The 26,745-nt window shown below is 20.3% G+C and carries 26 protein-coding genes and 1 tRNA gene; 17 read left to right on the top strand and 10 right to left on the bottom strand.

Annotation, left to right across the window (positions count from 1 at the left end):
• Positions 1-5 precede the first annotated feature (5 nt).
• Genes rny through lpdA form a run of 3 tightly spaced genes read left to right on the top strand, consistent with a single transcriptional unit; the run spans position 6 to position 4,018 of the window.
• A complete protein-coding gene (gene rny / locus H0H34_RS02270; RefSeq protein WP_185873203.1) occupies positions 6-1,577 on the top strand; it encodes a ribonuclease Y in 1,572 nt (523 codons plus the stop codon).
• An 18-nt stretch (positions 1,578-1,595) separates the two neighbouring features.
• Positions 1,596-2,564, top strand: a complete 969-nt coding sequence (locus H0H34_RS02275; protein WP_185873204.1) for a deoxyhypusine synthase family protein — start codon at positions 1,596-1,598, stop codon at positions 2,562-2,564.
• A gap of 26 nt (positions 2,565-2,590) precedes the next feature.
• A complete protein-coding gene (gene lpdA / locus H0H34_RS02280; RefSeq protein WP_185873205.1) occupies positions 2,591-4,018 on the top strand; it encodes a dihydrolipoyl dehydrogenase in 1,428 nt (475 codons plus the stop codon).
• A 3-nt stretch (positions 4,019-4,021) separates the two neighbouring features.
• Here lpdA and H0H34_RS02285 read toward each other — a convergent pair whose 3' ends face one another.
• Positions 4,022-4,693: a uracil-DNA glycosylase gene (locus tag H0H34_RS02285; RefSeq protein WP_185873206.1), complete on the bottom strand. Its 672-nt coding sequence runs from the start codon at positions 4,691-4,693 to the stop codon at positions 4,022-4,024.
• Positions 4,683-5,009 carry a 4Fe-4S binding protein gene (locus tag H0H34_RS02290; protein WP_185873207.1) on the bottom strand — a complete coding sequence of 109 codons (327 nt, stop codon included), beginning with the start codon at positions 5,007-5,009 and terminating at the stop codon, positions 4,683-4,685. Before H0H34_RS02290 ends, H0H34_RS02285 begins: the two co-directional genes overlap by 11 nt.
• Positions 5,010-5,040: 31 nt before the next feature.
• Between H0H34_RS02290 and H0H34_RS02295 the strand changes: the two genes are divergently transcribed.
• On the top strand, positions 5,041-6,087 hold the full coding sequence (locus H0H34_RS02295; RefSeq protein WP_185873208.1) for an acyl-CoA reductase: 1,047 nt from the start codon (positions 5,041-5,043) through the stop codon (positions 6,085-6,087).
• On the opposite strand, the gene ribD is transcribed toward H0H34_RS02295, so the two are convergent.
• The 4 genes from ribD to H0H34_RS02315 all read right to left on the bottom strand — a co-directional run bounded on the left by ribD (position 6,079) and on the right by H0H34_RS02315 (position 8,192).
• Positions 6,079-7,098: a bifunctional diaminohydroxyphosphoribosylaminopyrimidine deaminase/5-amino-6-(5-phosphoribosylamino)uracil reductase RibD gene (gene ribD / locus H0H34_RS02300; protein ID WP_185873209.1), complete on the bottom strand. Its 1,020-nt coding sequence runs from the start codon at positions 7,096-7,098 to the stop codon at positions 6,079-6,081. The two genes, H0H34_RS02295 and ribD, sit on opposite strands and share 9 nt — an antisense overlap.
• Positions 7,099-7,108: 10 nt before the next feature.
• Positions 7,109-7,900 (bottom strand): shikimate dehydrogenase family protein, encoded by a 792-nt coding sequence (locus tag H0H34_RS02305; protein ID WP_185873210.1) that lies wholly within the window; start codon positions 7,898-7,900, stop codon positions 7,109-7,111.
• Positions 7,890-8,087, bottom strand: a complete 198-nt coding sequence (gene rpsU / locus H0H34_RS02310; protein WP_185873211.1) for a 30S ribosomal protein S21 — start codon at positions 8,085-8,087, stop codon at positions 7,890-7,892. Before rpsU ends, H0H34_RS02305 begins: the two co-directional genes overlap by 11 nt.
• 30 nt (positions 8,088-8,117) lie before the next feature.
• Positions 8,118-8,192: transfer RNA gene (locus H0H34_RS02315), tRNA-Val, on the bottom strand.
• A 79-nt stretch (positions 8,193-8,271) separates the two neighbouring features.
• Between H0H34_RS02315 and H0H34_RS02320 the strand changes: the two genes are divergently transcribed.
• The 7 genes from H0H34_RS02320 to H0H34_RS02350 are packed head-to-tail and all read left to right on the top strand — an operon-like array spanning position 8,272 to position 16,223.
• Positions 8,272-10,308, top strand: a complete 2,037-nt coding sequence (locus H0H34_RS02320; protein WP_185873212.1) for an ATP-dependent DNA helicase RecG — start codon at positions 8,272-8,274, stop codon at positions 10,306-10,308.
• Between the two features lie 15 nt (positions 10,309-10,323).
• Entirely contained in the window at positions 10,324-12,357 is a 2,034-nt protein-coding gene (locus H0H34_RS02325; RefSeq protein WP_185873213.1) for an ATP-dependent helicase, read from the top strand.
• A 3-nt stretch (positions 12,358-12,360) separates the two neighbouring features.
• The gene (locus H0H34_RS02330) at positions 12,361-13,368 is read left to right on the top strand and encodes a cation diffusion facilitator family transporter (RefSeq protein WP_185873214.1); all 1,008 of its coding nucleotides are present in this window, start codon (positions 12,361-12,363) and stop codon (positions 13,366-13,368) included.
• A 35-nt stretch (positions 13,369-13,403) separates the two neighbouring features.
• Positions 13,404-14,021 (top strand): DUF4290 domain-containing protein, encoded by a 618-nt coding sequence (locus H0H34_RS02335; RefSeq protein ID WP_185873215.1) that lies wholly within the window; start codon positions 13,404-13,406, stop codon positions 14,019-14,021.
• Positions 14,008-15,324, top strand: coding sequence for a UDP-N-acetylglucosamine 1-carboxyvinyltransferase (murA, locus tag H0H34_RS02340; RefSeq protein ID WP_185873216.1), 1,317 nt, complete (start codon positions 14,008-14,010; stop codon positions 15,322-15,324). Before H0H34_RS02335 ends, murA begins: the two co-directional genes overlap by 14 nt.
• 19 nt (positions 15,325-15,343) lie before the next feature.
• Positions 15,344-15,829 (top strand): transcription elongation factor GreA, encoded by a 486-nt coding sequence (gene greA, locus H0H34_RS02345; protein WP_185873217.1) that lies wholly within the window; start codon positions 15,344-15,346, stop codon positions 15,827-15,829.
• Positions 15,819-16,223, top strand: coding sequence for an HIT family protein (locus H0H34_RS02350; RefSeq protein WP_185873218.1), 405 nt, complete (start codon positions 15,819-15,821; stop codon positions 16,221-16,223). Before greA ends, H0H34_RS02350 begins: the two co-directional genes overlap by 11 nt.
• Here H0H34_RS02350 and H0H34_RS02355 read toward each other — a convergent pair.
• Positions 16,213-16,995 carry a type III pantothenate kinase gene (locus H0H34_RS02355; RefSeq protein ID WP_185873219.1) on the bottom strand — a complete coding sequence of 261 codons (783 nt, stop codon included), beginning with the start codon at positions 16,993-16,995 and terminating at the stop codon, positions 16,213-16,215. The two genes, H0H34_RS02350 and H0H34_RS02355, sit on opposite strands and share 11 nt — an antisense overlap.
• Positions 16,996-17,049: 54 nt before the next feature.
• Here H0H34_RS02355 and H0H34_RS02360 point away from each other — a divergent pair, with 54 nt between their 5' ends.
• Together H0H34_RS02360 and H0H34_RS02365 are read left to right on the top strand one after the other, a co-directional pair.
• Entirely contained in the window at positions 17,050-17,856 is an 807-nt protein-coding gene (locus H0H34_RS02360) for an alpha/beta fold hydrolase (protein ID WP_185873220.1), read from the top strand.
• Positions 17,853-18,476 (top strand): 5-formyltetrahydrofolate cyclo-ligase, encoded by a 624-nt coding sequence (locus H0H34_RS02365; protein WP_185873221.1) that lies wholly within the window; start codon positions 17,853-17,855, stop codon positions 18,474-18,476. Before H0H34_RS02360 ends, H0H34_RS02365 begins: the two co-directional genes overlap by 4 nt.
• Here the strand turns inward: H0H34_RS02365 and rseP are convergent.
• Positions 18,435-19,742 carry an RIP metalloprotease RseP gene (gene rseP / locus H0H34_RS02370; RefSeq protein WP_185873222.1) on the bottom strand — a complete coding sequence of 436 codons (1,308 nt, stop codon included), beginning with the start codon at positions 19,740-19,742 and terminating at the stop codon, positions 18,435-18,437. The genes H0H34_RS02365 and rseP overlap by 42 nt on opposite strands.
• 102 nt (positions 19,743-19,844) lie before the next feature.
• On the opposite strand from rseP, the gene H0H34_RS02375 reads away from it, so the two are divergent.
• Positions 19,845-20,072, top strand: coding sequence for a FeoA family protein (locus tag H0H34_RS02375; protein WP_185873223.1), 228 nt, complete (start codon positions 19,845-19,847; stop codon positions 20,070-20,072).
• Positions 20,073-20,089: 17 nt separating this feature from the next.
• Positions 20,090-22,132, top strand: a complete 2,043-nt coding sequence (gene feoB, locus H0H34_RS02380; protein WP_185873224.1) for a ferrous iron transport protein B — start codon at positions 20,090-20,092, stop codon at positions 22,130-22,132.
• 129 nt (positions 22,133-22,261) lie between these two features.
• Here the strand turns inward: feoB and H0H34_RS02385 are convergent, their stop codons facing one another.
• The gene (locus H0H34_RS02385) at positions 22,262-23,239 is read right to left on the bottom strand and encodes a D-alanine--D-alanine ligase (protein ID WP_185873225.1); all 978 of its coding nucleotides are present in this window, start codon (positions 23,237-23,239) and stop codon (positions 22,262-22,264) included.
• Positions 23,240-23,322: 83 nt separating this feature from the next.
• On the opposite strand from H0H34_RS02385, the gene H0H34_RS02390 reads away from it, so the two are divergent.
• Positions 23,323-24,381, top strand: a complete 1,059-nt coding sequence (locus H0H34_RS02390) for a PASTA domain-containing protein (protein WP_185873226.1) — start codon at positions 23,323-23,325, stop codon at positions 24,379-24,381.
• Positions 24,381-25,376: an RluA family pseudouridine synthase gene (locus tag H0H34_RS02395; RefSeq protein ID WP_185873227.1), complete on the top strand. Its 996-nt coding sequence runs from the start codon at positions 24,381-24,383 to the stop codon at positions 25,374-25,376. Before H0H34_RS02390 ends, H0H34_RS02395 begins: the two co-directional genes overlap by 1 nt.
• Here the strand turns inward: H0H34_RS02395 and mgtE are convergent.
• A complete protein-coding gene (mgtE, locus tag H0H34_RS02400) occupies positions 25,346-26,701 on the bottom strand; it encodes a magnesium transporter (RefSeq protein ID WP_185873228.1) in 1,356 nt (451 codons plus the stop codon). The genes H0H34_RS02395 and mgtE overlap by 31 nt on opposite strands.
• Between the last annotated feature and the right edge of the window lie 44 nt (positions 26,702-26,745).

Here is a 26,745-nt window from a genome sequence, read left to right on the forward strand (position 1 = left end):
TAAATATGAAAATAAATGTTGGAATTTCGGCTTTTATGGGGTTTTTCATCGGAATTATTACATGTTATTTTTTATGGAAAAAAATTATATTTAAAAAATATATAAAATTTTTAAAAAAAGCTGTTAATAAATCAGAAAAAATAATAAAAAATGCTAATGAAAAAGGTGAATATATAAAAAGAATAAAAATTATTCATGCAAAAAAAAAATTTTTTGAACTTAAATCAAGATACGAAAGAAATATTTTTTTTAAAGAAAAAAGAATAATTGAAATAGAAAATAAAATTAAAGCAAAAGAAAATAGACTTTATAAAAAAATAGAAATTTTCTATAAAAAAAAAAATAAATTAGAGTCAAATATTCATGTTTATAACTACAATATAAAAATTTTAAAAAAAAGAGAAGAAAAAATTAAAAATTTATATTATAAACAGATAAAAATTCTTGAGAGATTATCAAATTTTTCTTCAAAACGTGCTAAAAACGAATTATTTAAAACTATTATAGGAAATGCTAAAATACAAGCTCAATCTCATATACAAAATATTATTGAAGAGTCACAATTAATTGCAAAAAAAGAAGCAAAAAAAATTATAATTCAAGCTATTCAAAGACTAGGTATAGAACCCACTGTAGAAAATTCAGTTTCTATTCTAAATATAGAATCTGATGATGTAAAAGGACGTGTTATTGGAAGAGAAGGTCGAAATATAAAGGCTTTGGAAAAAGCAACAGGAGTAGAAATTATAATTGATGATACTCCAGAAGTAATACTTCTATCTTGTTTTAATCCAATACGTAGAGAAATAGCAAGATTATCTCTAACTAAATTAGTTATAGATGGTAGAATCAATCCTACAAAAATTGAAGAAATTGTTTCAAAAACAAAAAAACAAATTGAAGAGGAAATAATAGAAATAGGTAAAAAAAATATAATTGATTTGGGGATACATAATATTCATCCAAAATTGATAAAAATGATAGGCAAAATGAAGTATAGATCTTCTTATGGACAAAATTTATTACAACACTCTCGTGAAGTTGCTAATTTAGCATCTATATTATCATCAGAATTAGGATTAGATACTAAATTAGCGAAAAGAGCAGGATTTTTACATGATATAGGAAAAATTCCTGAATCAGAACCTGAATTACCCCATGCTATTTTAGGAATGCGATGGGCTGAAAAATATGGAGAAAATACAATAGTATGTAATGCTATTGGATCTCATCATGATGAGATAGAAATGAAAACTTTAATATCTCCAATAATACAAATATCAGATTCTATTAGTGGATCACGTCCTGGCATAAGAAAAAATTCTTTTGAATCTTATTCAAAAAGATTAAAAAATTTGGAAGATATTGCTCTTAGTTTTTATGGGGTAAATAAAGCTTTTGCTATTAAAGCTGGAAGAGAATTAAGAGTAATCGTTGAAAGTAATAAAATTAATGATGAAGAAACTTTTCAACTATCTTATAATATAACGGAAAAAATAAAAAATGAAATGACTTATCCAGGTCAAATAAAAATAACAGTAATTAGAGAAACAAGAGTAATACAAATAGCTAGATAGTATATAAAAAAAAATATTATGAAAAATTATCCTATAACTTCTTTTATAGAAAAATATTTTTGTCATTTTAATGCTTTAAGTTTATATGAAGCGGCAAAATCATATAAAAATCATATTGAAAATAATGGAAAGATGATGATTACGTTGGGAGGTGCAATGAGTACTGCAGAAATAGGAAAAATTTTAGCTGATATGATTAGAAAAAATAAAGTACATATTATTTCTTGTACTGGTGCTAATCTAGAGGAAGATATATTAAATTTAATATCTAAATCTTTCTATAAAAAAATTGTTAACTATAAAGATTTGACTCCTAATGATGAAGAAATTTTGTTAAATGATGGATATAATAGAATAACAGATACTTGTATTCCAGAAGAAATGGCTTTTAAAAAATTACAAAAAAATATTTTTTTTGTATGGAATAAAGCAAAAAAAAAATCAGAACGATATTTCCCTCATGAATATATATATCAAATATTATTAGAAAATATGTTAGAACCATACAATATAAATCCTGATGATAGTTGGGTATTAGCTGCAGCAAAAAAAAATATACCAATGATCGTTCCTGGATGGGAAGATAGTACAATGGGAAATATTTTTTCGTCATATTGTATAAAAAAATTTTTTGATCCATTTTTAATAAAAAATGGAATTGAATATATGATTTATTTATCTGAATGGTATAAAAAAGAATGTAACAAACACAAAATAGGATTTTTTCAAATTGGAGGAGGAATATCTGGAGATTTTCCTATATGTGTTGTACCTATGTTATCTCAAGATGTAGGAATACCAACTCCAGTATGGGATTATTTTTGCCAAATATCTGATTCTACCACTAGTTATGGTTCTTATTCTGGAGCAGTTCCTAATGAAAAAATAACATGGGGAAAATTAAATAAATATACTCCTAAATTTATGATTGAATCAGATGCAACTATAGTTGCTCCATTGATTTTCGCGTATATACTAAATATGTAATTTTATTTTTATAATAAAAAATTATTATGAACAACAATATGTTATTATATGACCTTATAATTATAGGATCTGGGCCTGGAGGATACGTATCAGCAATAAGATCTAGTCAACTTGGATTAAAAACTGCAATTATAGAAAAACATTCATCGTTGGGTGGAACATGTTTAAATGTAGGCTGTATTCCATCAAAATGTATTTTAGATTCTTCTAAAAAATTTTTTTTAGCTAAAAAAAAATTTTCTTCACATGGAATATTTTTTGAAAATTTGAGATTTGATTTAAAAAAAATTATAAATAGAAAAAATAAAACAATTGAAAATATAAATAATGGAATAAAATATTTAATGAAAAAAAATAAAATAGATGTATATCATGGAATTGGCCATTTTATAACAATCAATACATTGTCTATATTTGATGAGATATCAATGGTAGAGAAAGAAAAAATTAAATTTAAATTTTGTATAATCTCTACTGGATCTAAACCAATGAAACTTCCACATATAAAAAAATTTGAAGGAAATATAATTTCTTCCACAGAAGCATTAAATATAAAAGAAATACCAAAAAAATTAATAACAATTGGAGGTGGAATTATTGGATTAGAATTAAGTTCTTTCTTTAATAGGTTAGGAAGTGATGTTACTATTATTGATAATATGGAAAATATTATTAATAATATGGATAAATCATTAAGTAACGAAATGAAAAAAATACTAGAAAAATCATCTATAGATATAAAAACAAATTTGACAGTTGATAAAATCATATCAAATAATAAGGACTATATCTATATTAAAACAAAAAATAAATTAGGTAATGAAATTTCATTTAAAGGAAATTACTGTTTAATATCAATAGGAAGAATGGCTAATACTGATAATTTAGGCTTGAATAATATAGGAATAAAAATAGATAGAAAAGGTTTTATTTTAGTAAATACTTTTTTACAAACTACAGTGAATAATATTTATGCAATTGGAGATGTTATTGGAGGAAAAATGTTAGCACACAAAGCAGAAGAAGAAGGTTTACATGTAGTTGAACATATTATAGGACAAAAACCTAATAAAATTAATTATAATTTAATACCATCAATAATATACACTTATCCTGAAGTAGCAAGTGTTGGGTATACAGAAAATGAAATAAAAGAAAATAAATTGAAATATAATACAGGAATTTTTCCAATGAAAGCTTTAGGAAGATCACATACTACTGGTAGTATGGATGGTTTTTTAAAAATGATTACTAATAAAGAAACAGATGAAATTTTAGGTGTTCACATAATTAGTGATTATGCATCTGAAATGATAATGGAAGCAGTTGTTTCTATGGAATTCAAAGCTTCTTCTGAAGATATATATAGAATATGTCATCCACATCCTAGCTTAAATGAGGCTTTTAAAGAAGCTTCATTGTTAAATTTTGAAAATCGTGCAATTCATATATAATAATTACGTCCATTTTATAATGGATTTATTATGAAAATATAAAAATTTATTAGTTTTTAAAAAATGTTTACAACCAATAAATCCTAAATTAGAAGAAAAAGGAGAAGGATGGGATGTTTTTAAAACATAGTGATTATTTTTTATACAAATTATATGCTCTTTTTCATGAGCATATTTTCCCCATAAAAGAAATACAATATGTGTTTTTTTTAAAGAAATTATGTGTATCATTTTATTTGTAAAAATTTCCCATCCACGATTTTTATGTGATCCTGGCATTCCATTTCTAACAGTTAATATAGAATTCAATAATAAAACACCTTGTTTTGCCCATCTAATTAAAGATCCATTAGTAGGAAATTTTTTATAATTAAAACAATTTTTTACTTCTATAAAAATGTTTCTTAAAGAAGGAGGAAAAGAAATTCCATTAGGAACAGAAAAACATAAACCATCTGCTTGTCCTTTATTAGGATATGGATCTTGTCCTAAAATAACTACTTTTATAGTATTAAATGGACAATATTTTATAGAATTAAATATATCATTTTTTTTTGGATAACAATTGTAATTTTTATATTCAAGATTAATAAAACTTAATAAATTATTAAAATAATATTTTTTAGATTCTTTTTTTAGAAAAAAATTCCAATTAAAATAATCATTATTTTCCATGTAAAAAAAATTTTTTTTTTATTAAATCTTTTTTTGTTTCTATATTTTTTGAATCTAAAACACAACAATTTACTGGACATATTTCTATACATTGTGGTGTATCATAAAATCCTATACATTCAGTACATTTTTCTTTCACAATAAAATATATATTATTTTTTATAGGATTATTTAATGATGTTTTATATAATTCTTTTTTTAAAGAAGTTCCATCTGACATACTCCATGATGTTCCTCCTTCATAAATAGCTTTATTTGGACATTCAGGTTCACATGCACCACAATTTATGCATTCATTTGTAATTTTTATAGACATAAAATATAATTTAGTATAAAATTATAAAACTATGATAAAAAGTTTTGTTAATTTAGGAAAATTATTACTAGAATTTAAAAATATATATAAAAAAAAATATATAAATACATATTTTAATAAATTTTTTACAGAGTTTAAAATTTTATTAAATAAAAATCAATGGTTTTTAAAAGAAGATTTAATTATATCATTTGATTATTGGAGTAAAGTTTTAAAAAGAGATAAAATAGAATATTTGATTAAAGGATCTTGTAGATATTGTAAAAAAAAAACTGTTTTAGTAATAATGCCAGGAAATATTCCTATGGCAGGATTTCATGATTTTTTATGTGTTATTTTATCAGGAAATAATATAATAATAAAACTATCAGAAAAAGATAATATTATTATTCCAATAATATGTAAAATATTAATAAATGAAAATCCATCAATAAAAAAAAGAATCAAATTTACTAAAAACTTTTTAAAAGAAAAATATGATTGTGTAATTGCTACAGGAAGTAATAATGCTTTTAGATATTTTAACTTTTTTTTTAAAAAAAAAAATATTCCATCTTTAATTAGAAAGAATAAAATATCTATATCTGTATTACAAGGAACAGAAAATAATAATGATTTATTAAATCTATCAAAAGATATTTTATATTATTATGGAAGAGGATGTAGAAGTGTAGGAAAAATATTTATACCATATAACTATGATATAAATTTAATATTAAAATCATCATATTCATGTCAATATGTGAGAAAAAACAATAAGTACATGAATAATTATAAATATTATAAATCTATTTTTAAAATTAATAAAATAAGTTTTTTAAAAAATGAATTTTTAATTCTTATAAAAGAAAAAAAATATTATAATCCAATTTCTGTTTTATATTATGAATATTATAAAAATTTAAAAAATTTAAAGGAAAATATTAATAATTTTCGTAAAAATATACAATGTATAGTATCAAAAAATTTTGTAAAAGAAGAAATTGATTTTGGAAAATCCCAATATCCAAAATTAGAAGAATATTCAGATAAAATTAATACTATTAAATTTTTAAATGAACAAAAAAAATTAAAATGATTTTATAATTAATGTATCATTATCAATTTTTTCTTGTAAAATTATTTTTTTATTTATTACAGGAGCATTTAATCCATTATTAAAAACAGTATCAGATATAAAAATACGACATTCGTCCCAAATATTACTTTTTATAAAACTATCTAATGTTTTTTTCCCTCCTTCAACAATAATAGATTGTATTTTTTTTTTCGACAAAAAAAATAAAATTTGTTCTAGTATAGTTTTATCAAAACAAATTTTAATAAATTCTATTTTTTTTTTTTTTTCTGAAACATTCTTTTCAGTGAACACAATAGTATTCTGTAATCCATCAAATATATTATAATTATTAGGTATACTTAATTTTCTATCTAAAATAATTCTTATTGGATTTTTACCATACCATTTTCTAATATTTAACTTAGGATTATCAATTAATACTGTTTTTCTACCTATTAGAATACTATTTTCTTCTGATCTCCATTTATGAACTAATTGTCTAGAATATATATTACTAATCCATTTCTTTTTATTTAATGCCATGAATCCATCATAACTTTGTGCCCATTTAAGTATAATAAATGGACGTTTTTTCTCATAAAAAGTAAAAAAACGTTTATTTATTATTCTACATTTATCATATAAATAATTTTCTATAACTTTTATTCCATATCTTTTTAATTTTTTTATTCCTATTCCATTTTTTATAAATGGATCTTTTGATCCTATTATAACAGTTGGAATTTTTTTTTTAATTATTAAATCTACACATGGAGGGGTTTTACCTATATGAGTACATGGTTCTAAAGTAACATAAAGAGTTGATTTAATAAATAATGAATTATCCTTAATTTTATTTATTGCTTTCGCTTCTGCATGTTCTTCACCACATTTATAATGCCATCCTTCTGAAATAATTAATCCATTTTTTTCTATAACGCATCCTACCAATGGATTAGGATAAGTATTACCTAATCCATTGGTAGCTATCTGTATAGCTCTTTTCATAAAAATTTCTTTTATTACCATGAAAAACTTTTTATATATTTGAATTCCATATCTTCCAGGATTCTTCCGCTTGAATATGAAGCATTTCTAATCCATTTTTCACTAAGGCACCTTTTTCTTCTCCTATTTTTAGAAAAATAGTTTTATACGGATTATATACTAAATCATATAGAATATGATGGTTATATATATATTTATATGGTAAGTTAGGGGAAGAATTTATATTTGGATATGTTCCAACAGGAGTACAATTAATAATAATTTTATACTTTTCTATCAAATCTCTATTAAGATCAACATAATTCAATATTTTATTATCTTTTTTTTTTCTAGATACATATTTATATTTAATTCCTAATTTTTTTAAAACAAATGATATTGTATTAGAAACTCCTCCAGTTCCTAATATTAAAGCTTTCAAATTATTATTTTTTTTATAAGGATAAGAATTTATTAAATTTTCAAATGATTTTTGAAATCCTATAATATCAGTATTATATCCTATTTTATAATTATTTTTTATTTTTATTACATTTACAGATTTAATTTTATTAGCTTCTATACTTATTTCATCTAAAAAATTAATAATACTTATTTTATAAGGTATTGTTACGTTACAACCTAATAAATTAGATATATTAAATATTGAATTAACTTCATCAATATTTTTAATATCAAAAATTAAATATGTTGAATTTTTTATATATTCTTTATCAAATTTTTTTAAAAAAAAATCTCTTGATAAAGAATAACTAATGTTTTTACCAATTAAACCAAATATGTATTTATATTTTTTATTAATATTTTTATAATTATCCTTCATTTTTTAATTTCATACGTTCCCTATACCTTGCTTTTAAAATTTCATTTCTTCTCCATTCGGATCTTTTTATATATTGTTGCTTTTCTCTAAATTCTTTTAGAATACGAGTTTTATCAAATTTTTTTTTACTTTTTTTTAAAGCTTTATCTATTGATTCTCCTTCTCTTACTGTAGTAATTAATATCATAATAAAATAATTTTATATACAATGTTATTGTGGACACTATCGGATTTGAACCGATGCCCTCTACCATGTCAAAGTAGTGCTCTAAACCTACTGAGCTAAATGTCCTTCCTAAAAATTAAATAAACTTTATAATATACAAAATAAAAATAATTATTTTTTTACATTATGTAAAAAAATAATTATTATGTATTACAATAGTATTTTACAAAAACCTATAGAATATTTAAAATTAAATTCAAAAAAAATTTATTTATTTAATAAAGAATTAAATATTTATACATATAAAGATTTAATTCTTTATTATCCAAATGGATATATATATGCAAAACTAAAAAATATTTCAGAACTTGGACAAAATGATAATAATTTTATTCAAGTTGTAGGAAAAATTATTGATTTAAAAGAATTAAAAATAAAAAAAAATAATAATATAAAAAAAGTATTAATAGCATTATTAGTAGATAAAACTGGGTCTATTGAATTGATTTGGTTTAAAAAAATAAATTTTTTTAAAAATTTAGAAAAAAATGTTTTAATATTAGTTTTTGGAAAAAAAGTATTTTTTAAAAATAAAATACAAATTATTCATCCAGTAATACAAAAATTTAATATTAAAAAAAAAATATATTCAATATATCCAACTTATTCTTTATCAAAGAACTTAAGAAAAAATGGAATTGACAATTTTTTTATAATTAATTTATTAAAAATAATTGTAAAAAAATTAGAAAATAATTCAAAAGAAATAAATCATTTTATATTTCATAAATATACCAACGATAAAAAATTAATAACAAAAAAAAATGCATTGATACAAATTCATTTTCCAGAATCTTTAAATAATTTAATAAAAGCAAGATATTCTTTAAAATTTGAAAAACTATTTTTAATAAAATTATTTTCTAAAAAAATAATAAAGGGGAAACCATTTTTGAAAATAGGTAAAAAATTTAATTCTTTTTATAAAAATCATTTACCATTTAATTTAACTGAAGATCAAAAAAATGTTTTCAGAGAAATACGTAATGATTTAAAAAAACCTATTCAAATGAATCGATTATTACAAGGAGAAGTAGGAAGTGGAAAAACTATTATTGCTATGTTAGCTATGTTGCTAGCATTAGATAATGGATTTCAATCATGTATAATGGCTCCAACTGAAATATTAGCAATTCAACATTATAATTATTTTACAAAAATGTTATATAAAATTAACATTAAAATAGCTTTACTTACAAAATCTACATCTTTTTGTGATAAGAATAATATTCATAATTTATTAATTAAAGGTAAAATATCTTTTTTAATAGGTACACATTCTTTAATACAAGATAAAGTAAAATTTAAAAATTTAGGACTTGCTATTATAGATGAACAACAAAAATTTGGAGTAGAACAAAGAGAAAAAATATATAAAAATAATTTTCCACACGTATTAATAATGACAGCAACACCAATACCAAGAACTCTTGCTAAAGTTTTTTATAAAAATTTAAGTATATCTATTATAAAACATAAACCTATTGGGAAAATACCAATTAAAACTATTCACTTTTGGAATGAATATAGATATAAGGCTTTTGAAATAATAGAGAATGAAATTTTAAAAGGAAGACAAATTTATATAGTTTATCCAATTGTTAATACAGAAAAAAGAAATTATAAAAATTTAATAAATGGATATGAAGAAGTAGTAAAAAGATTTAAATTTTTAAAAAGAGATCAAATTGGACTTTTGCATGGTAAAATGAACAATAAGGAAAAAGAAATACAAATGAATAAATTTTTAAATAAAAAAACTAAAATAATTGTTACAACTACAATAATAGAAGTAGGAATTAACGTAGTTAATGTTTCTGTTATACTAATAGAAAATGCTAATGTATTTGGATTGTCTCAATTACATCAATTAAGAGGAAGAGTAGGTAGAGGAAAACACGTAAGTTTTTGTATTCTTTTGTCAGAAAGATCTATTAATCCTTTAGGATTATCTAGAATTAATAAAATGTGTAATACTAATAATGGATTAGAAATTGCTAAAGAAGATCTTAAATTAAGAGGTGGAGGAAATTTAATTGGTAATGAACAAAGCGGAAAGAAATATTTATTCACAAATATTTTTAAACATAATGAATTAATCAAAGAAGTATTTTTAACTGTTGATAGATTTATAAAAAAAAATCCAAATTTTATAAAAAATAATTATTTTCATAAAAATTAAAATATTATTCCATGCATGGAATTAAATGATCTTCAACAAAAAATAGTAAATACTATTAATGGTCCTATTTTAGTAATAGCTGGTGCTGGATCAGGAAAAACTAGAGTTATAATATATAGAATAATTCACATGATTAATCATCATGGAATAGATCCATCTAATATACTAACGTTAACTTTTACAAAAAAAGCAGCAGAAGAAATGAAAAATAGAATATATAATTTAACAGATAATTCCTTATCAAGAAGAATAAAAATAGGAACATTTCATTCTATTTTTTCTAATATTCTAAGAAAAGAATCTCATCATGTTGGATTTAATCCTGATTATACTATATATGATCGAAAAGATTCAGAAAATGTAATAAAAAAAATTTTAAAAAATTTAAATATAGATAAATTATTTAATTACAAAGATCTTCTAAAAAAGATATCTATATATAAAAATAATTTTTTCTTTTTAAAAAAGAAAATGAAAGATCCATTAAAAAAAATTTATGATTTATATACATTAAAATGTTTTCAATCAAAAGCTATAGATTTTGACGATATATTATTATATACATATCGTTTATTTTATCATTTTCCAAAAATACTTAATAAGTATCAAGAAAAATTTAGATATATTTTAATTGATGAGTATCAAGATACTAATTTATCTCAAAATATTATTATAAAATTTTTGTCAAATAAATACAATAATCTATTTGTAGTAGGAGATGATGCTCAATCTATTTATAATTTTAGAGGAGCAAATATTTCTAATATTAAAAATTTTCATATTGAATATAAAAAAACTAAAATATTTTACTTAGAACAAAATTATAGATCAACTAATCAAATAGTTCAAACATCTAATAGAATTATTTCATTTAATAAAAATCAAATTTTAAAAAAAATATGGACAAATAATGAACAAGGAGAAAAAATAAAGATACATAGAGCTTATTCTGAAAAAGAAGAGGTATTATATATAATAGATACTATTAATTCTATTATTAACAAAACAAAATATCAATATAAAGATTTTGCAATATTTTATAGAACAAATTCACAATCTTATATTATTGAATATATTTTAAAAGAAAAAAAAATACCATATAAAATATATGGTAATATTTCTTTAGAAAGACGAAAAGACATTAAAAACTTATTACTATACTTAAAGTTTATAAATAATCCTTATGATGAAGAATTATTATTACGTATTTTGTATAACAATAATATTATATATAAAAAAACAGTTGATTCTATAATAGAACTAACAAAAAAATATAAAATTTTTGATATTATAGATAATATAGATTCTTATCGTGAAATAAATAATATTAACAAAAAAACTAAATATAAAATTAAAAAAATATTTTTTTTCATGAAAAATATTTTTTTAAAAAAAAATGAAAAAAATGTATATGAAATAATAAAAGATGTAATTAATTTTATTTTATCAACACAAAAAGAAAAAAATAAAAATTCTTATATTAATCAACTATATAATTATTTTAAACAAGAAAAAATAAATATTAAAAAAAATATTTTTTTATCAGAATTTCTTCAAAATTTTTACTTTGAAAATATTAATGATGATATCTATTTAGATGAAAAACAAATAGAAAATAAAGTTTCATTAATGACCATTCATCTATCTAAAGGATTAGAATTTCCTATTGTTTTTATTACTGGATTAGAAGAAAATATTTTTCCATCAAGATCAAATATTTATGACATATCAAAAATTGAAGAAGAACGTCGTTTATTTTATGTAGCAATTACAAGAGCTAAAAAATTAGCTATTTTAACATATGTTAAATATAGATTACTATGGGGTGATAAAAAAAAAAATATTCCAAGTCGTTTTATTAACGAAATAAAAAGTAAAAAGGAAAATAAAAAAATTTTAATAAAAAAAGGAATTAAAGTTTTTCATAAAAAATTTGGTATTGGAATTATTTTATATTTTAAAAATAATAATAAAATAGCTGTAATTAATTTTAAAAAATTAGGAGAAAAAAAAATTTTATTAAATTTAAATAAACTAACTTTTTTATAATTTATGATAAAAAAAACTATGATAAGTAGTTTTTTTATACAAAAAATAATATGTCTTGTTGCTGTAATTTTATTTTGTATAAAACTTATTACTTGGCGTATTACATTATCTATTTCCATATTTAGTGATGCAATGGAAAGTTTAACTAATATAATTAGTAGTATAATAGGCTTATTTAGTTTATATATTTCTTCTTTACCAAAAGATAAAAATCATCCATATGGACATGGAAAGATAGAGTTTATATCAACTGCTATAGAAGGATTTTTAATATCTATAATAGGAATTACAATATTTATAAATACTTTTATACGTGTTAAATATAACTTTTATCATAAATCATCTTCTTTATTATTACTAAAATTAGATTTTGGTATATTATTAATGTTCATTACTGCTATAATAAATTATATTATTGGTTTTTTAGCTTGCAAAATTGGTAATAAAAATAAAACTTTAACGTTAATAGCAAGTGGAAAACATCTTCAAATGGATACATTTTCTACTTTTGGAATAGCAATTGGACTAATATTATTAAATAAAACAAAATGTATTTGGATTGATCCAATTATTTCAATCATTCTTTCTTTATTAATTTTATATACTGGAATTAAATTATTAAGAAACGCCGCAGCTGGAATTATGGACGAAACTGATAAAAATCTTTTAAAAAAATTATCTTTTTATCTTAATAAAAAAAGATCTATCTATTGGATAGATCTTCATCATTTAAAAATTATTAAATATGGTAGTGCACTACATATAGATTGCCATTTAACTATTCCTTGGTTTTTCAATGTAAAAGAATCAAATATAGAAGTAAAAAAATTAACACAGTTAATAAAATATAAATTTGGTAATAAAGTAGAATTATCTGTACATATAGATCCATGTTCTAAATTTGATTGCATATTTTGTTTTAATAAGATATGTAGATTTAGAAAAAATTCTTTCAAAAAAAAAATACTTTGGACATTGAATAAAACTTATAAAAATAAATTAATAAAATAAATTATAATTTAATACAAATAAAAAATTAAAATAATATGGAATATAACACTACTAGATTTAAACTAGTAATACCTGAATATGGAAGAAATATTCAAAAAATGATAGATTTTGCAATAAAAATAAAAGACAGAAAAAAAAGAAATCAATGTGCTTTAAGCATTATAAGACTAATGACTGATTCTAATACTAATAAATATAATAAAAAAATTTTTAATTATTTTAAACATAAGTTATGGAATCAATTATTTATTATGTCTAATTATAAACTAGATATTGATACACCTTTTCCAAAACCAAATCCAAAAAAAACAAAAAATTTTATAAAAAAAATTGTTTATCCAGAATATTTAAACAATTTTAGATATTATGGAAAAATTATTAGAGACATGATAAATGTCGCTATAAATTGCAAAGACGAAAAAAAAAAAGAAGGATTATTATATTCTATTGCAAATACTATGAAAAAAAATTATTTAAGATGGAATAAAAATATGGTAGAAGATGATGTAATATTTAAAGATTTAACAAAACTATCAAATGGAAAAATTTCTATTACAAATAATAATATGGATCCATTATTACAATGTTCTAAAATTTTGAAAAGAAATTTTAATCATAGGATTAGAAAACAGTATAAAAATGGGAATTTTTAAAATAAAAGGAGGAAAATCTTTAAAAGGAGAAATAAAACCACAAGGTGCAAAAAATGAATCACTACAAGTATTATGTGCAGTATTATTAACTTCAGAAAAATTAAGAATAAAAAATATACCAGAAATAGGAGATGTAAAATGTTTAATTAAAATTTTAAACAATTTAGGAGTTTTAATAGAAAAAAATGGAAATGGAGATTATACATTTCAAGCAAAAAATATAAATATTGAATATTTAAATACAAAAAATTTTTATGAGAAATATGGAAAATCTATAAGAGGATCAATTATGATAGCTGGTCCTTTATTAACTAGATTTAAAAAAGTATGTATCCCTATTCCTGGAGGAGATAGAATTGGACGTAGAAGATTAGATGCACATCTAACAGGATTTAAATTATTAGGAAGCACAATTAATTATAAAAGTAATAATAAATGTTTCTACTTATATACAAATAATAAAAAATTAATTGGCAACTATATCTTAATGGAAGAAGCTTCTATAACAGGAACTGCTAATATTATAATGGCAGCAACTATGGCAGATGGAGAAACTATTGTATATAATGCAGCGTGTGAGCCTTATATACAACAATTATGTAAGCTTTTAAATAAAATGGGAGCTAAAATAAAAGGAATTGGAACAAATTTAATTAGAATAAAGGGTGTAAACAAATTAAAAGGAGGAAATCATACGATTTTACCCGACATGGTAGAAATTGGTAGTTGGATAGGATTAGCTGCTATAACATGTTCAGAAATAAGAATAAAGAATGTTAATTGGAATAACTTAGGCATTATTCCAATTATTTTTAAAAAAATGGGTATTAATATAAAAAAAGAAAGAGACGACATTATTGTTCCTTACCAAAAATCTTATCGAATAAAAAAATTATTAAATAATGCAATATTAACAATATCTGATGCACCATGGCCAGGCCTAACTCCTGATTTATTAAGCATACTAATTGTAGTAGCTACACAAGCAGAAGGTAGCGTTTTAATTCATCAAAAAATGTTTGAAAGTAGATTATTTTTTGTAGATAAATTGATTGAAATGGGAGCACAAATTATATTATGTGATCCTCATAGAGCTACTGTTATTGGATTAAATCATAAATCTTATCTAAAAGGAGCTATATTAAATTCCCCTGATATAAGAGCAGGAATATCTCTTTTGATAGCTGCATTATCTGCTAAAGGAACTAGCATAATTAAAAATATAGAACAAATAGATAGAGGATATGAAAAAATAGAAAAAAGACTACAAAATTTAGGTGCTAATATATACAGAGTAGAATAATAAAAATAATTAAAAAATTATGGAAAAATTCGAATATATAACTAAAGAAGGATTAAAAAAATTACAAAAAGAAATAAAAAGATTAGAAAATATAGAACGTCCAAAAATATCAATGCAAATAGCAGAAGCTAGAGATAAAGGTGATTTATCAGAAAACGCTGAATATGATGCAATAAAAGAAGCACAAAATATGTTAGAAATTAATATATCTAAATTAAAAAAAAAATTATATAATACAAGAATTATAGACGGTAAAAAAATAGATAAAACCAGAGTATCAATTCTTTCTACAGTAAAAGTAAAAAATTTGTTATTTAAAGATGAAAAAATATATACTTTAGTTCCAGAAGGTGAAGCTGACCTAAAATCAGGGAAAATATCTATAAATACTCCTATATCTATAGGATTATTAGGAAAACAAGTTGGACAAATTGCTAATATAAAATTACCTAATAAAATGATTATAAATTATAAAATATTAGAAATTACTTTTAATGAAATTTAATATTTTCAATAAAATAATAAATAATGATGTTTTATCTTATAAAATAGCAGAAGATAACGAACATTTAGCTTTTTTAGATATTTATCCATTAAAAATAGGACATACATTGGTTATACCAAAAAAAAATTATAATAGTAAAATTTTTTCTATGAAAGAAAAAAATTATATTTCTATAATGATTTTTTCTAGAAAGATAGCTATAGGAATAGAAAATGCAATACCTTGTAATCGTGTAGGTATGTTTATTATGGGATTTGAAATACCACATGTACATATTCATCTTATACCAATGGATAAAGAATCTGATGCAAATTTTCTTTCAGAAAGAATAAATTTATCTGATGATAAATTTAAATTTATATCAAATAAAATAAGAAATTCAATTAAATTATAATTTTGTTTTTATAATTAAAATTAAATAAAATTTTTAATCCTTTTATCGTATGTAATTTATCATTAACATGAATACTGTTTGTTAAAGGAGAATATATATGTGATAATCCCCCAGTTGCTATAACAAAACATTTTATTCCTATTTCTTTATTAACTTTCTCAATTAATCCTTCTATCATACTTAAATAACCATATATAATTCCACTTTGTATACAAAATTTAGTATATTTTCCAAGCACTGTAGGAGGTTTTTCAAATTCAATCTTGGATAATTCTTTATTATTATTTGTTAGAGATATTAATGAAGTATTTATTCCTGGGGCAATAATTATTCCTTTAATTTTTCCATTTTTATCAATACAAGTTAGACTTAAAGAAGTACCAAAATCAATTATTAATGTTGCTGTCTGTTTATATATTTCATGTGATGCTACTGCGTTAGCATATAAATCTGTTCCTAATTGATTAGAATTATGTTTAACAGATGAAATAGAATTTCTATCTACAATTAATGGATTAAATCCATGTATTTCTTCTAAAGATTGTAATATTCTTTTTGTCAAAGGAGGTACTACAGATCCAATAACAATATATTTTATTTTATTTAAAAAAATATTATTTTTTTTATACATTTTTTTAAATAAAAAGGTATATTCATCTAATGATTTAATAGGATTACTATTTGTTATCCATGAGTAGTTACATTTTAAATTGTTATTTTTAAATAAACCAAAACGAATACTTGAATTTCCAATATTTATAGTTAATAACATTAAAAATATAATATTGATTTTTGTTATAATATTACATAATAAATGATAATTATTATGAATGGTAACCAAATTTATATAAATGATAATTTTAAATTTTTTAATCCAAAAAATTTTATTAGAAACTTAACAATTATAATGATTCATGGATTTATGGGCAGCTCCAAAATATGGACTCCTATATATAAAATTCTTTGCAAAAAATTTAGAATTATTTTAATAGATGTCCCTGGTCATGGATATAGCGTTTGTTTTAAAAAAAATAATATATTAACAATGGAATATATTGCTGATACAATTATAAAATATGTATTAAAAAAAAATAATATAAATAATGCTATTTTTATTGGGCATTCTATGGGAGGATACATTTCTTTAGCTATTGCAGAAAAAGTTCCTAAATTATTTTTAGGATTATGTTTAGTTCATTCTACTGCAAAATCTGATAATGTTCAAAAAAGAAAAAATCGTATTAATTCAATTAAATTAATAAAAAATAATTATAATAATTTTGTAATTAAAACTGTTGATAAATGGTTTAATCCAAATAATATTCATTTATTAAAAGATGAAATTGATTTTACAAAAAAAATAGCTTTATTAAATTCTTCTGATGGAATTATATCTACTTTAATTGGGATAGCACTTAGAAAAGAAAGAAGTTTTATTTTAAAAAAATATTCGTTTCCTAAATTGTATATAACTGGTACATATGATTTAATTTTAAATAAGGAAGAAATATATAGAGAAGTAGATAAAGGAATTAATACAAATATAATAGAAATACCTACTGGACATATGGGGCACTTAGAATTACCAAAAAAAGTAACAACAATTTTAGAAAAATTTATAAAATCAATATGATTTATGATAAAAGTTATCTTAGAAAGAAATATTTATTAAAAAGAAAAAATTCATTTTCTAAAAACGATATTAGTTATATGAGTTATAAAATTTTTTTTAATTTAAAAAAAATTCCAATATGGAATAAAAAATTTTTTCATATTTTTTTATCTATAGAAAAATTAAATGAAGTTGATACATTTATTATTATTAACTATATTTTTAATAAAAAAGATATATTAATTACTGTACCTTATACAAATTTTAATAATTTTTCTATTAAAAATTGTCTTTTTAAAAAAGGAGAAATTTTATTAAAAAATAAATATGATATATTAGAGCCATTCTATAAAAAATTAATTAATCCTATATATATTGATGTTATATTTATACCATTGATAATATTTGATAATAGAGGTTATAGAGTAGGTTATGGAAAAGGTTTATACGATAAATTTATATTTTCATGCAAAAAAAATATCATTAAAATAGGATTAAGTTTTTTTAATCCTATAAAAATAATATATAATATACATGATAATGATCTAAATTTAGATATAGGTATTACACCAAATAGGATATTTTTTTTTAATAAAAAATTAAAAAAAGAATTTGAAAATATCCCAAATAATAACAACTAACATCAGTAGACTAATTATTAAAAATCCAATATTAGTAACACGTTTTAGTATTATTTCACTATATTTTTTACCTATAATCATCTCTAATATAATAAAAATTATATAACCACCATCTAATGATGGGACTGGAAGTAGATTTATAAATGCTAACCATATAGATAAAGTAGCGGTCAAATTCCAAAAAATATAACAATTCCAATATACTGGAAATTCTTTAGCTATAGAAAAAAAACTTCCTATTTGTTTATAAGCTTTGGTTTCTATATTAAAAATATTTTTAAATAATAATATTTGATTTTTCAATATATCCCATGATTTTACAAAACTTTGTAAAAAACTATTTATAATAGAGTAATTTCTCTTTTCAAGAGTAAAAACTTTTTTAAGTTTTAAAAAATTTTTTAAGTTAATTCCAATAAGATTTTTTGAATCAACTAAAATTTTTTTTTTAATAAAATTTCCATTTCTGTTAATTCCTATTGTAATATTTTTTCCTCTATTATTGTAAATTATGTTTTTCAATTGATCTCTAAACATAATTGGATTATAATTAATAGTCAATATTTCGTCATTATAATATAATTTACATTTATCTGCATTAGATTTTTTTATTACTGAATCTATAATAGGTGGAATTCTGGGATATAAAAAAAAATTTAATTTTTTCTCATTAAAAAAAATTTTTTTTTTATCATTTAATAAAAAATTTATAGTTTTTCCATTTCTATTTATTATCATCATATCACCTAATAATATCAATTTTGTAATATTATTAAAATAATTACTTGATTCATGATCAACAGATAATATTTCATCACCATTTTTTAATCCTATTTTATGTCCTAGATTATCCACTTCTAATCCAAACGGGACATTTTTTATTGGTAAATTGGATTCTCCATACTTAAATAGTAATAATGAAAATATAATAATAGATAATATAATATTTGAAATTATTCCTCCTGAAATAATTAAAATTTTTTTTATAGGTGATTTAGAATTAAATTCTGATTTTTTAGTTTTAGATGGTATTCCTACTTCATTTATCATTCCAGATATTTTTATATAACCACCTAATGGAATCCATCCTATTCCATAAATAGTTTCACCTATTTTTTTTTTAAAAATGGAAAACCATGGATTGAAAAATAAAAAAAATTTTTCAACTTTTACTTTAAATAAAATGGATAAAATAAAATGACCTAATTCATGAATTATAATTAGTATTGATATGCTAATAATTAATTGTGTGAAACGTGAAAACATATAATTTTGTTATCAATAATTTATTATATATAAATTTTTAAAATATTTTTTATTGCTAATTATTCTTTATTTTAAAGCATATTTCGAAATATACAAAAAATTTTGAATTTATCTGATTTAAAAAAAGGAGAAAAGGGGATTATTAAAGGTTACATAAATGACAATTTTCCCATAAAATTATTAGAATTAGGAATTTTACCAGGGGTAAAATTTGAAATAATTTTCGTATCTATTTTTTATGATCTTTTATGTATTGTTTATGACCAATCTTGTTTAGCATTAAGAAAAAAAGAAGCAGAAAATATATTAATTGAATATATTAAAAATTAAAAAAATATCATTACTTAATGAATAAAAATAAAGTTATTAAAATAGCTATTATAGGAAATCCTAATGTAGGAAAAACATCTTTATTTAATAAACTTACTGGTCTTAATCAAAAAATAGGAAATTATACAGGTGTAACAGTTGATAAAAAAATTGGTTTTTTTTATTATGAAAAAAATTATTATCAAATAATAGATATGCCTGGAACATATAGTATTTATCCTTCATCAGAAGACGAAGAAATAATTATAAAATTATTATTAAATAAAAAAAATATAGATTATCCAGATAAAATTATTGTTGTAGCTGATTCTTCTAATATAAAAAAAAGTTTATTCTTACTAAGACAAATACAAGATTTAGGATTTTCAGTATTACTTGTATTAAATATGATAGATGAGGCAAAAAAAAAAGGAATATTAATAAATATAAAAAAAATTAAAAAATTACTTTTTACAGATATTGTTTCAGTTAATGCAAGAAAAGGTATTGGAATAAATATTTTGAAGAGTAAATTAAAAAATTTTAAAAATAAAAAAAAAATTTTTTTTAATCCAGAATTATATTATTATTCTGCTATAAAAGAAATTAAAAAAAATTTTTTAATTGATTCTTATACATCATGGTATTATTTATCATCTAATAAAATTAATATTAAATCAGACTATAAAAATTTTTTAATAAAAAAAATAAAAAAAAAATATGGTATAATATCTAGAAGATTACAAATAAAAGAAACTATAGTAAGATATGAAGAAATTAATAAAATTTATTCTGATACAATTTATTATATTAAAAATAATAGTTATATAAATTTTTCTAGAAAAATAGATGATATATTGATAATGCATCCATTATTAGGATATATAACTTTTTTAGTTATTATATTTTTTATATTTCAGTCTATATTTTTTTTGTCTGAATTTCCTAAAAATTATATAGAATTTTTTTTCAATTTTTTTCAAAGAAAAATAGAAAATTCTTATAATGGACCGTTAAGTAATTTATTAACACAAGGAATAATTCCTGGAATAACAACCGTTTTTACTTTTGTTCCACAAATTTCTATACTTTTATTTTTTTTATTCATAATGGAAGAAAGTGGATATATAAATAGAGTAGTTTTTTTAATGGATAAAATAATGCGTCCTTTTGGATTGAACGGAAAAAGTATAGTCCCTATGATTTCGAGTATTGCATGTGCAATTCCTGCTATAATATCATCCAGACATATAGAAAATTATAGAGACCGTTTAATAACAATGTTAATAACTCCTTTTATTACTTGTTCTGCAAAACTACCTGTTTATATACTGATAATATCTTTAATTATACCAGATGAAAAATGGTATTTTTTTCAATTAAGAGGAATAGTATTAATGATTATGTATTTTATAGGAATTATATCTGCTTTTATTATAGCAATGATATTAAATAAAATTTTAAAAAAAAATTATAATAGTCATCTAATTATAGAAATCCCAACTTATAAAGTTCCTATAATTAGGAATATATTTATAAATATTTGGATACATATTAAATCATTTATTTTTAATACAGGTAAAATAATTTTATTGATAAATATCCTAATTTGGGTATTAGGATCATATGGTAGTCCTATTCTAAAATATAATAATGTTCGAGAACAAAAACTTGATAATTCCTATCTTGGATTACTAGGAAAAAAAATTGAACCTTTAATCAAACCATTAGGCTATGATTGGAAAATAGGAATAGGATTGTTATCATCATTTGTAGCAAGAGAAGTTTTTGTTAGTACAATGAATTCTTTATATAAAATAGAAAATAAAAATAATGAAAATTTAAATAAAATAATGAAAGATGATTTTGATAAAGTTACAAAAAAACCAATTTATAATATACCTACAGGACTATCGTTATTGTCTTTTTATGCATTTTCTATGCAGTGTACAAGTACTTTATTTATTCTTAAAAAAGAAACTAAATCATGGATTTGGCCGATAATACAATTAACTTTTATGACAATTTTATCATATATAATTTCACTTTTAATATATCAAATACTAATGAGAATATGTTAGAACATATAATTATACTTATTATTTTTATAATTTCTATTTTAATATTTTTAACAAAAATCTTTTTATTTTTTAAAAATAAAAAGATTTTTATTTGTAGAAAACAATGTATATGTAAGAAATAATTTAATTTTATTTTTTTATAGATGATTCTATAATATTTTTAAAAAAATTTGATAAAGATAATCCAGCAGATTTTAATTGTTTAGGAAAAATACTTTCTTTTGAAAGACCTGGTATTGTATTAATTTCTATAAAAAATGGTTTATTTTTTACAATAATATATTCTGCTCTTGACATTCCTGACAAATTTAAAATTTTATATACTTTTTTAGCAATTTTTATAATATTTCTTTCGATATTAAATGGTAATTTTGCTGGTGTTATTTCTTTAGATTTACCAGAATATTTTGATTCGAAATCAAAAAAATCATTTTGACTAATTATTTCCGTTATAGGTAAAACTTTAATTTTTTTCTTATTAAAAGAATATACTCCAACTGAAACTTCTTTTCCTTTTAAAAAAGATTCAACTATAATTTCTTCATCTAATTCAAAAGCTTTTTTTAATGCATAATCAAATTCATTTTCTTTATTAACTTTGCTTATTCCCAAACTAGATCCAGATTTACTAGGTTTTATGAAACAAGGAATCCCTATTTTTTTTAAAATATTTTTTTTACAAAAATTTTGATTTTTATTTATAAAAATATAATTAGAAACATTTATTCCAAAATCTTTTAAAAACGATAAACAGTATTTTTTATTAAATGTTATGTTAGAATTATGAAAATTAGAACCAGTATATGGAATATTCAATAAATCAAAATATGCTTGTAGAATACCATCCTCACCAGGAGTACCATGTATAGCAATAAATGCAAAATCAAAATTTAATTTCTTATTATTTATAATTACAGAAAAATCACCTTTATTTATTAAATATTCATTATTTTCATTTGATTTTAAAATCCATTTTTCTTTTGAAATATAAATTTTATAAGGATCATATTTCTTTCTACATAAATTTTCAAAAATTAATTGACCACTTTTTAATGAAATGGATGATTCCTCTGAAAATCCTCCCATTATAATAGCAACTTTTTTCATTATTATTATTTTATTGTAATATTTTCAGATAATATAAAATTATTTTTTTAATATTTTTGTTTAGTTAATTATTTATGTGCTCTATGATAAAAATAAAATATTTATTTATAATAATAATTAACATATTATTTTCAATATTTCTAGTTCATAAAATTTCACAAATAACACTAAGATGGATTGATTCTTATACTAAACATGGAAGTTATGTAGTAGTCCCAAATATACAATATTTAACACTTTCTAAATCCATATCTATAATAAAAAAATTAGGTTTAAAATATAATGTAAAAAATATTTATAAAAATGAAATTAATTTTTTTAAAAAACATAAGGTAATATTTTTTTATCCTAAAAATGGATCTTATATAAAAAAAGGAAGATGTATTTTTATTTGGATAAATAACAATTCTAAAGAATTATTCAAATCAATTTTACCAAAAATTATAAATAAAAAAGAATCTACAGCTATAGAAATACTTAATAGAAACAACATTTTTATTAAAAAAATTAAATATAAAAATAAAAAACAAAATTATAATAAAAATGTAGTATTAAAAGTTATTTATAATAATAAAATAATATATCCTGGATATATATTCCCTTTTTATAACAATTATATTACTTTAATAATAGGAGAAAAAAATAATATTATACCTAACGTTGTTGGAATTTCTTTAAGAAAAGCAATTAATATTTTTATAGAAAAAAAATTTAGAAAAATTTTTTTTCATGTAGAAAATGAAATATACATTATATACAATAATAATTTAATATTAAAAAATATTTTTAATAAATATAAAAATGAAAAAATTTGTAAACAAAACCCATTTTATGGAAAATTATGCAATTACAACGAAATTATTCATATATGGATAAAAAAACATAATAATGAATTAAAAAATAATAATAAAAAAGAATTTTTAGATAATAAAAAAAACGAAAATAAAAAGGAAAATAAATCAGAAACTTCTAATAAGATAAAATCTAACAGTAAGTTAGGTAATAAAAAAAAGGAAAATAAATCAGGAACTTCTAATAAGATAAAATCTAACAGTAAGTTAGGTAATAAAAAAAACGAAAATAAATCAGGAACTTCTAATAAGATAAAATCTAACAGTAAGTTAGGTAATAATATTCTATAATGAATGTAATAATAATAGGAAAAAATCAAAAAAAAATTCGTATAGATAAATTTATAATAAATAAAATTACTAATATCAGTAGAAATCAAATACAAAAATATATTAAAACTGGATCTATTTTAGTTAATAAAAATATTATAAAAAATAATTATATAATTAAACCATATGATAATATTAAAATTAATATACCATTAAAAATTAAAGAAAAAGTTAACTTATATCCAGCAGAAAAAATTAACATTGATGTCATACATGAAGATAATGATATTTTAATAATAAATAAACCACCAGGTCTAGTAGTTCATCCAGGAAATGGAAATCAATCTGGAACATTGATGAATGGTATTAAATATTACCTAAATAATTCATATTTATATAGATGTGGATTAGTACATAGATTAGACAAAGATACTTCAGGTATATTAATTATAGCAAAAAATAATAATTCCCAAAAAAATTTAAATAAACAATTTTATTTAAAAACAATTAAAAGAGAATATAGAGCTTTAATATGGGGAAAAATACCTAATGAATACGGAATAATTGAGGGTTTTATTAAAAGAGATCCAAAAAATAGAAAAAAAATGATTAATAGTAGTTTTAATAATCATGGTAAATATTCAATAACTTACTATAATGTTATAGAAAGATTTAATAAATATTTAACATATATCTCTTGTAAATTAGGAACAGGTAGGACTCATCAAATAAGAGTTCATTTTAAATATATTGGATATCCAATATTTAATGACATTCTTTATAGCAAAAGAAAACTTTTTTTTAAAAAAATATCTAAAAAATATAAATTTTTTTTTAAAGAATGTTTTAAAATTTTACCAAGACAAGCATTACATGCACAATCAATATCATTAATTCATCCAAATAATGGAAAAAAATATTATTTTTGTTGTCCAATACCAGATAATTTTAATAAAGTATTAAAACTATGTAGAAAACTATTTAATCACAATAATATTCCATGTAATATAAAATAAGATATAGAAAAATATATAATTAATCCAATAACATCTACTAATGTAGCTACAAAAGGTGCTGATGAACTTGCTGGATCTCCACCAAACTTTTTTATAATAAATGGTAACATAGATCCACTAAATGTCCCCCAAGAAACTACTCCTATTAAAGAAAAAAAAATAGTAAATCCAACTAAAATCCAATGATATCCATAATCAAATAATTTCATGTTATGCCAAATTACAATTCGTAAAAATCCTGTTAATCCTAATATAATTCCCAAAAATAAACCACATATTATTTCTCTTCTCATTACTATTAACCAATCTTTCATTTTAACCTCTTCCAACGCCATAGCTTGAATAATTAAACTAGATGCTTGAGATCCACTATTACCTCCACTAGATACAACTAGAGGAATAAATAAAGATAATATTATTGCTTTTTCTATAAAATTTGAAAATCTTTGCATTACTGTAGTAGTAAACATTTCTCCAATAAAAAGCAATATTAACCATCTTGCTCTTTTTTTTATTAATTTATACAAAGGAATACTTAAATATGATTGATTTATAAACTCCATTCCACCCATTTTTTGTAAATCTTCTTTATAATTCTCATTAAAAACTAAAAAAATATCATCAATTGTTACAATTCCTAATAAATAATTTTTATCATCTATAACTGGTAAAGATACTCTATTATTCATAGAAAATATTTTAGTTGCTTCCTCTTCTGTATCAGTTACTTTTAATACATCAGTATATTTCTTATCCATTAATTTATAAACTTTTGTATTAGGATCTACTAATAAAAATTTTCCTATTTTAATGTCATCTATTAATCTACCAAAATTATCTACTATATAAACAATTTCTATTACATTACTATTTTTAACTTCTTTTCTTATGTAATCTAATACTTTTTTAACTTTCCAAGTTTTTTGTACAGCTATATTATAAGGTACCATCAATCTACCTACACTATTTTCAGGATATCCTAAAGAGACTAATGTTTTTTTCTTTTCCTCTGGATTTAAATATTTAATTAAATATTTTAAAAAATCTTTTGGAAGATCTTCTAAAAAAGAAACGCGATCGTCTACCGATAAATTATTTAAAAATTCTTTTCTTTTTCTTGATGGAATTCTTTCAATAATCATTTTTTTTGTAGGAAAATCAAGAATTCTAAATACAGATTTAGCTTTAAAAGAATTTAATAAATTAAATATATTTACTATATAATTTGGATTATTATGTATTAATTCAACTAATGTACCAATAGTTTGATTATTTAAATATTTTTTATCCAAAAAATGATTTCTATATTCATTTTCATTAAACATTTTTATATTTTTTATTAAAATATTTTAATTGTATATTTTTTATA

It is taken from the genome of Blattabacterium cuenoti (assembly GCF_014252375.1).
GTDB lineage: Bacteria > Bacteroidota > Bacteroidia > Flavobacteriales > Blattabacteriaceae > Blattabacterium > Blattabacterium cuenoti_AH.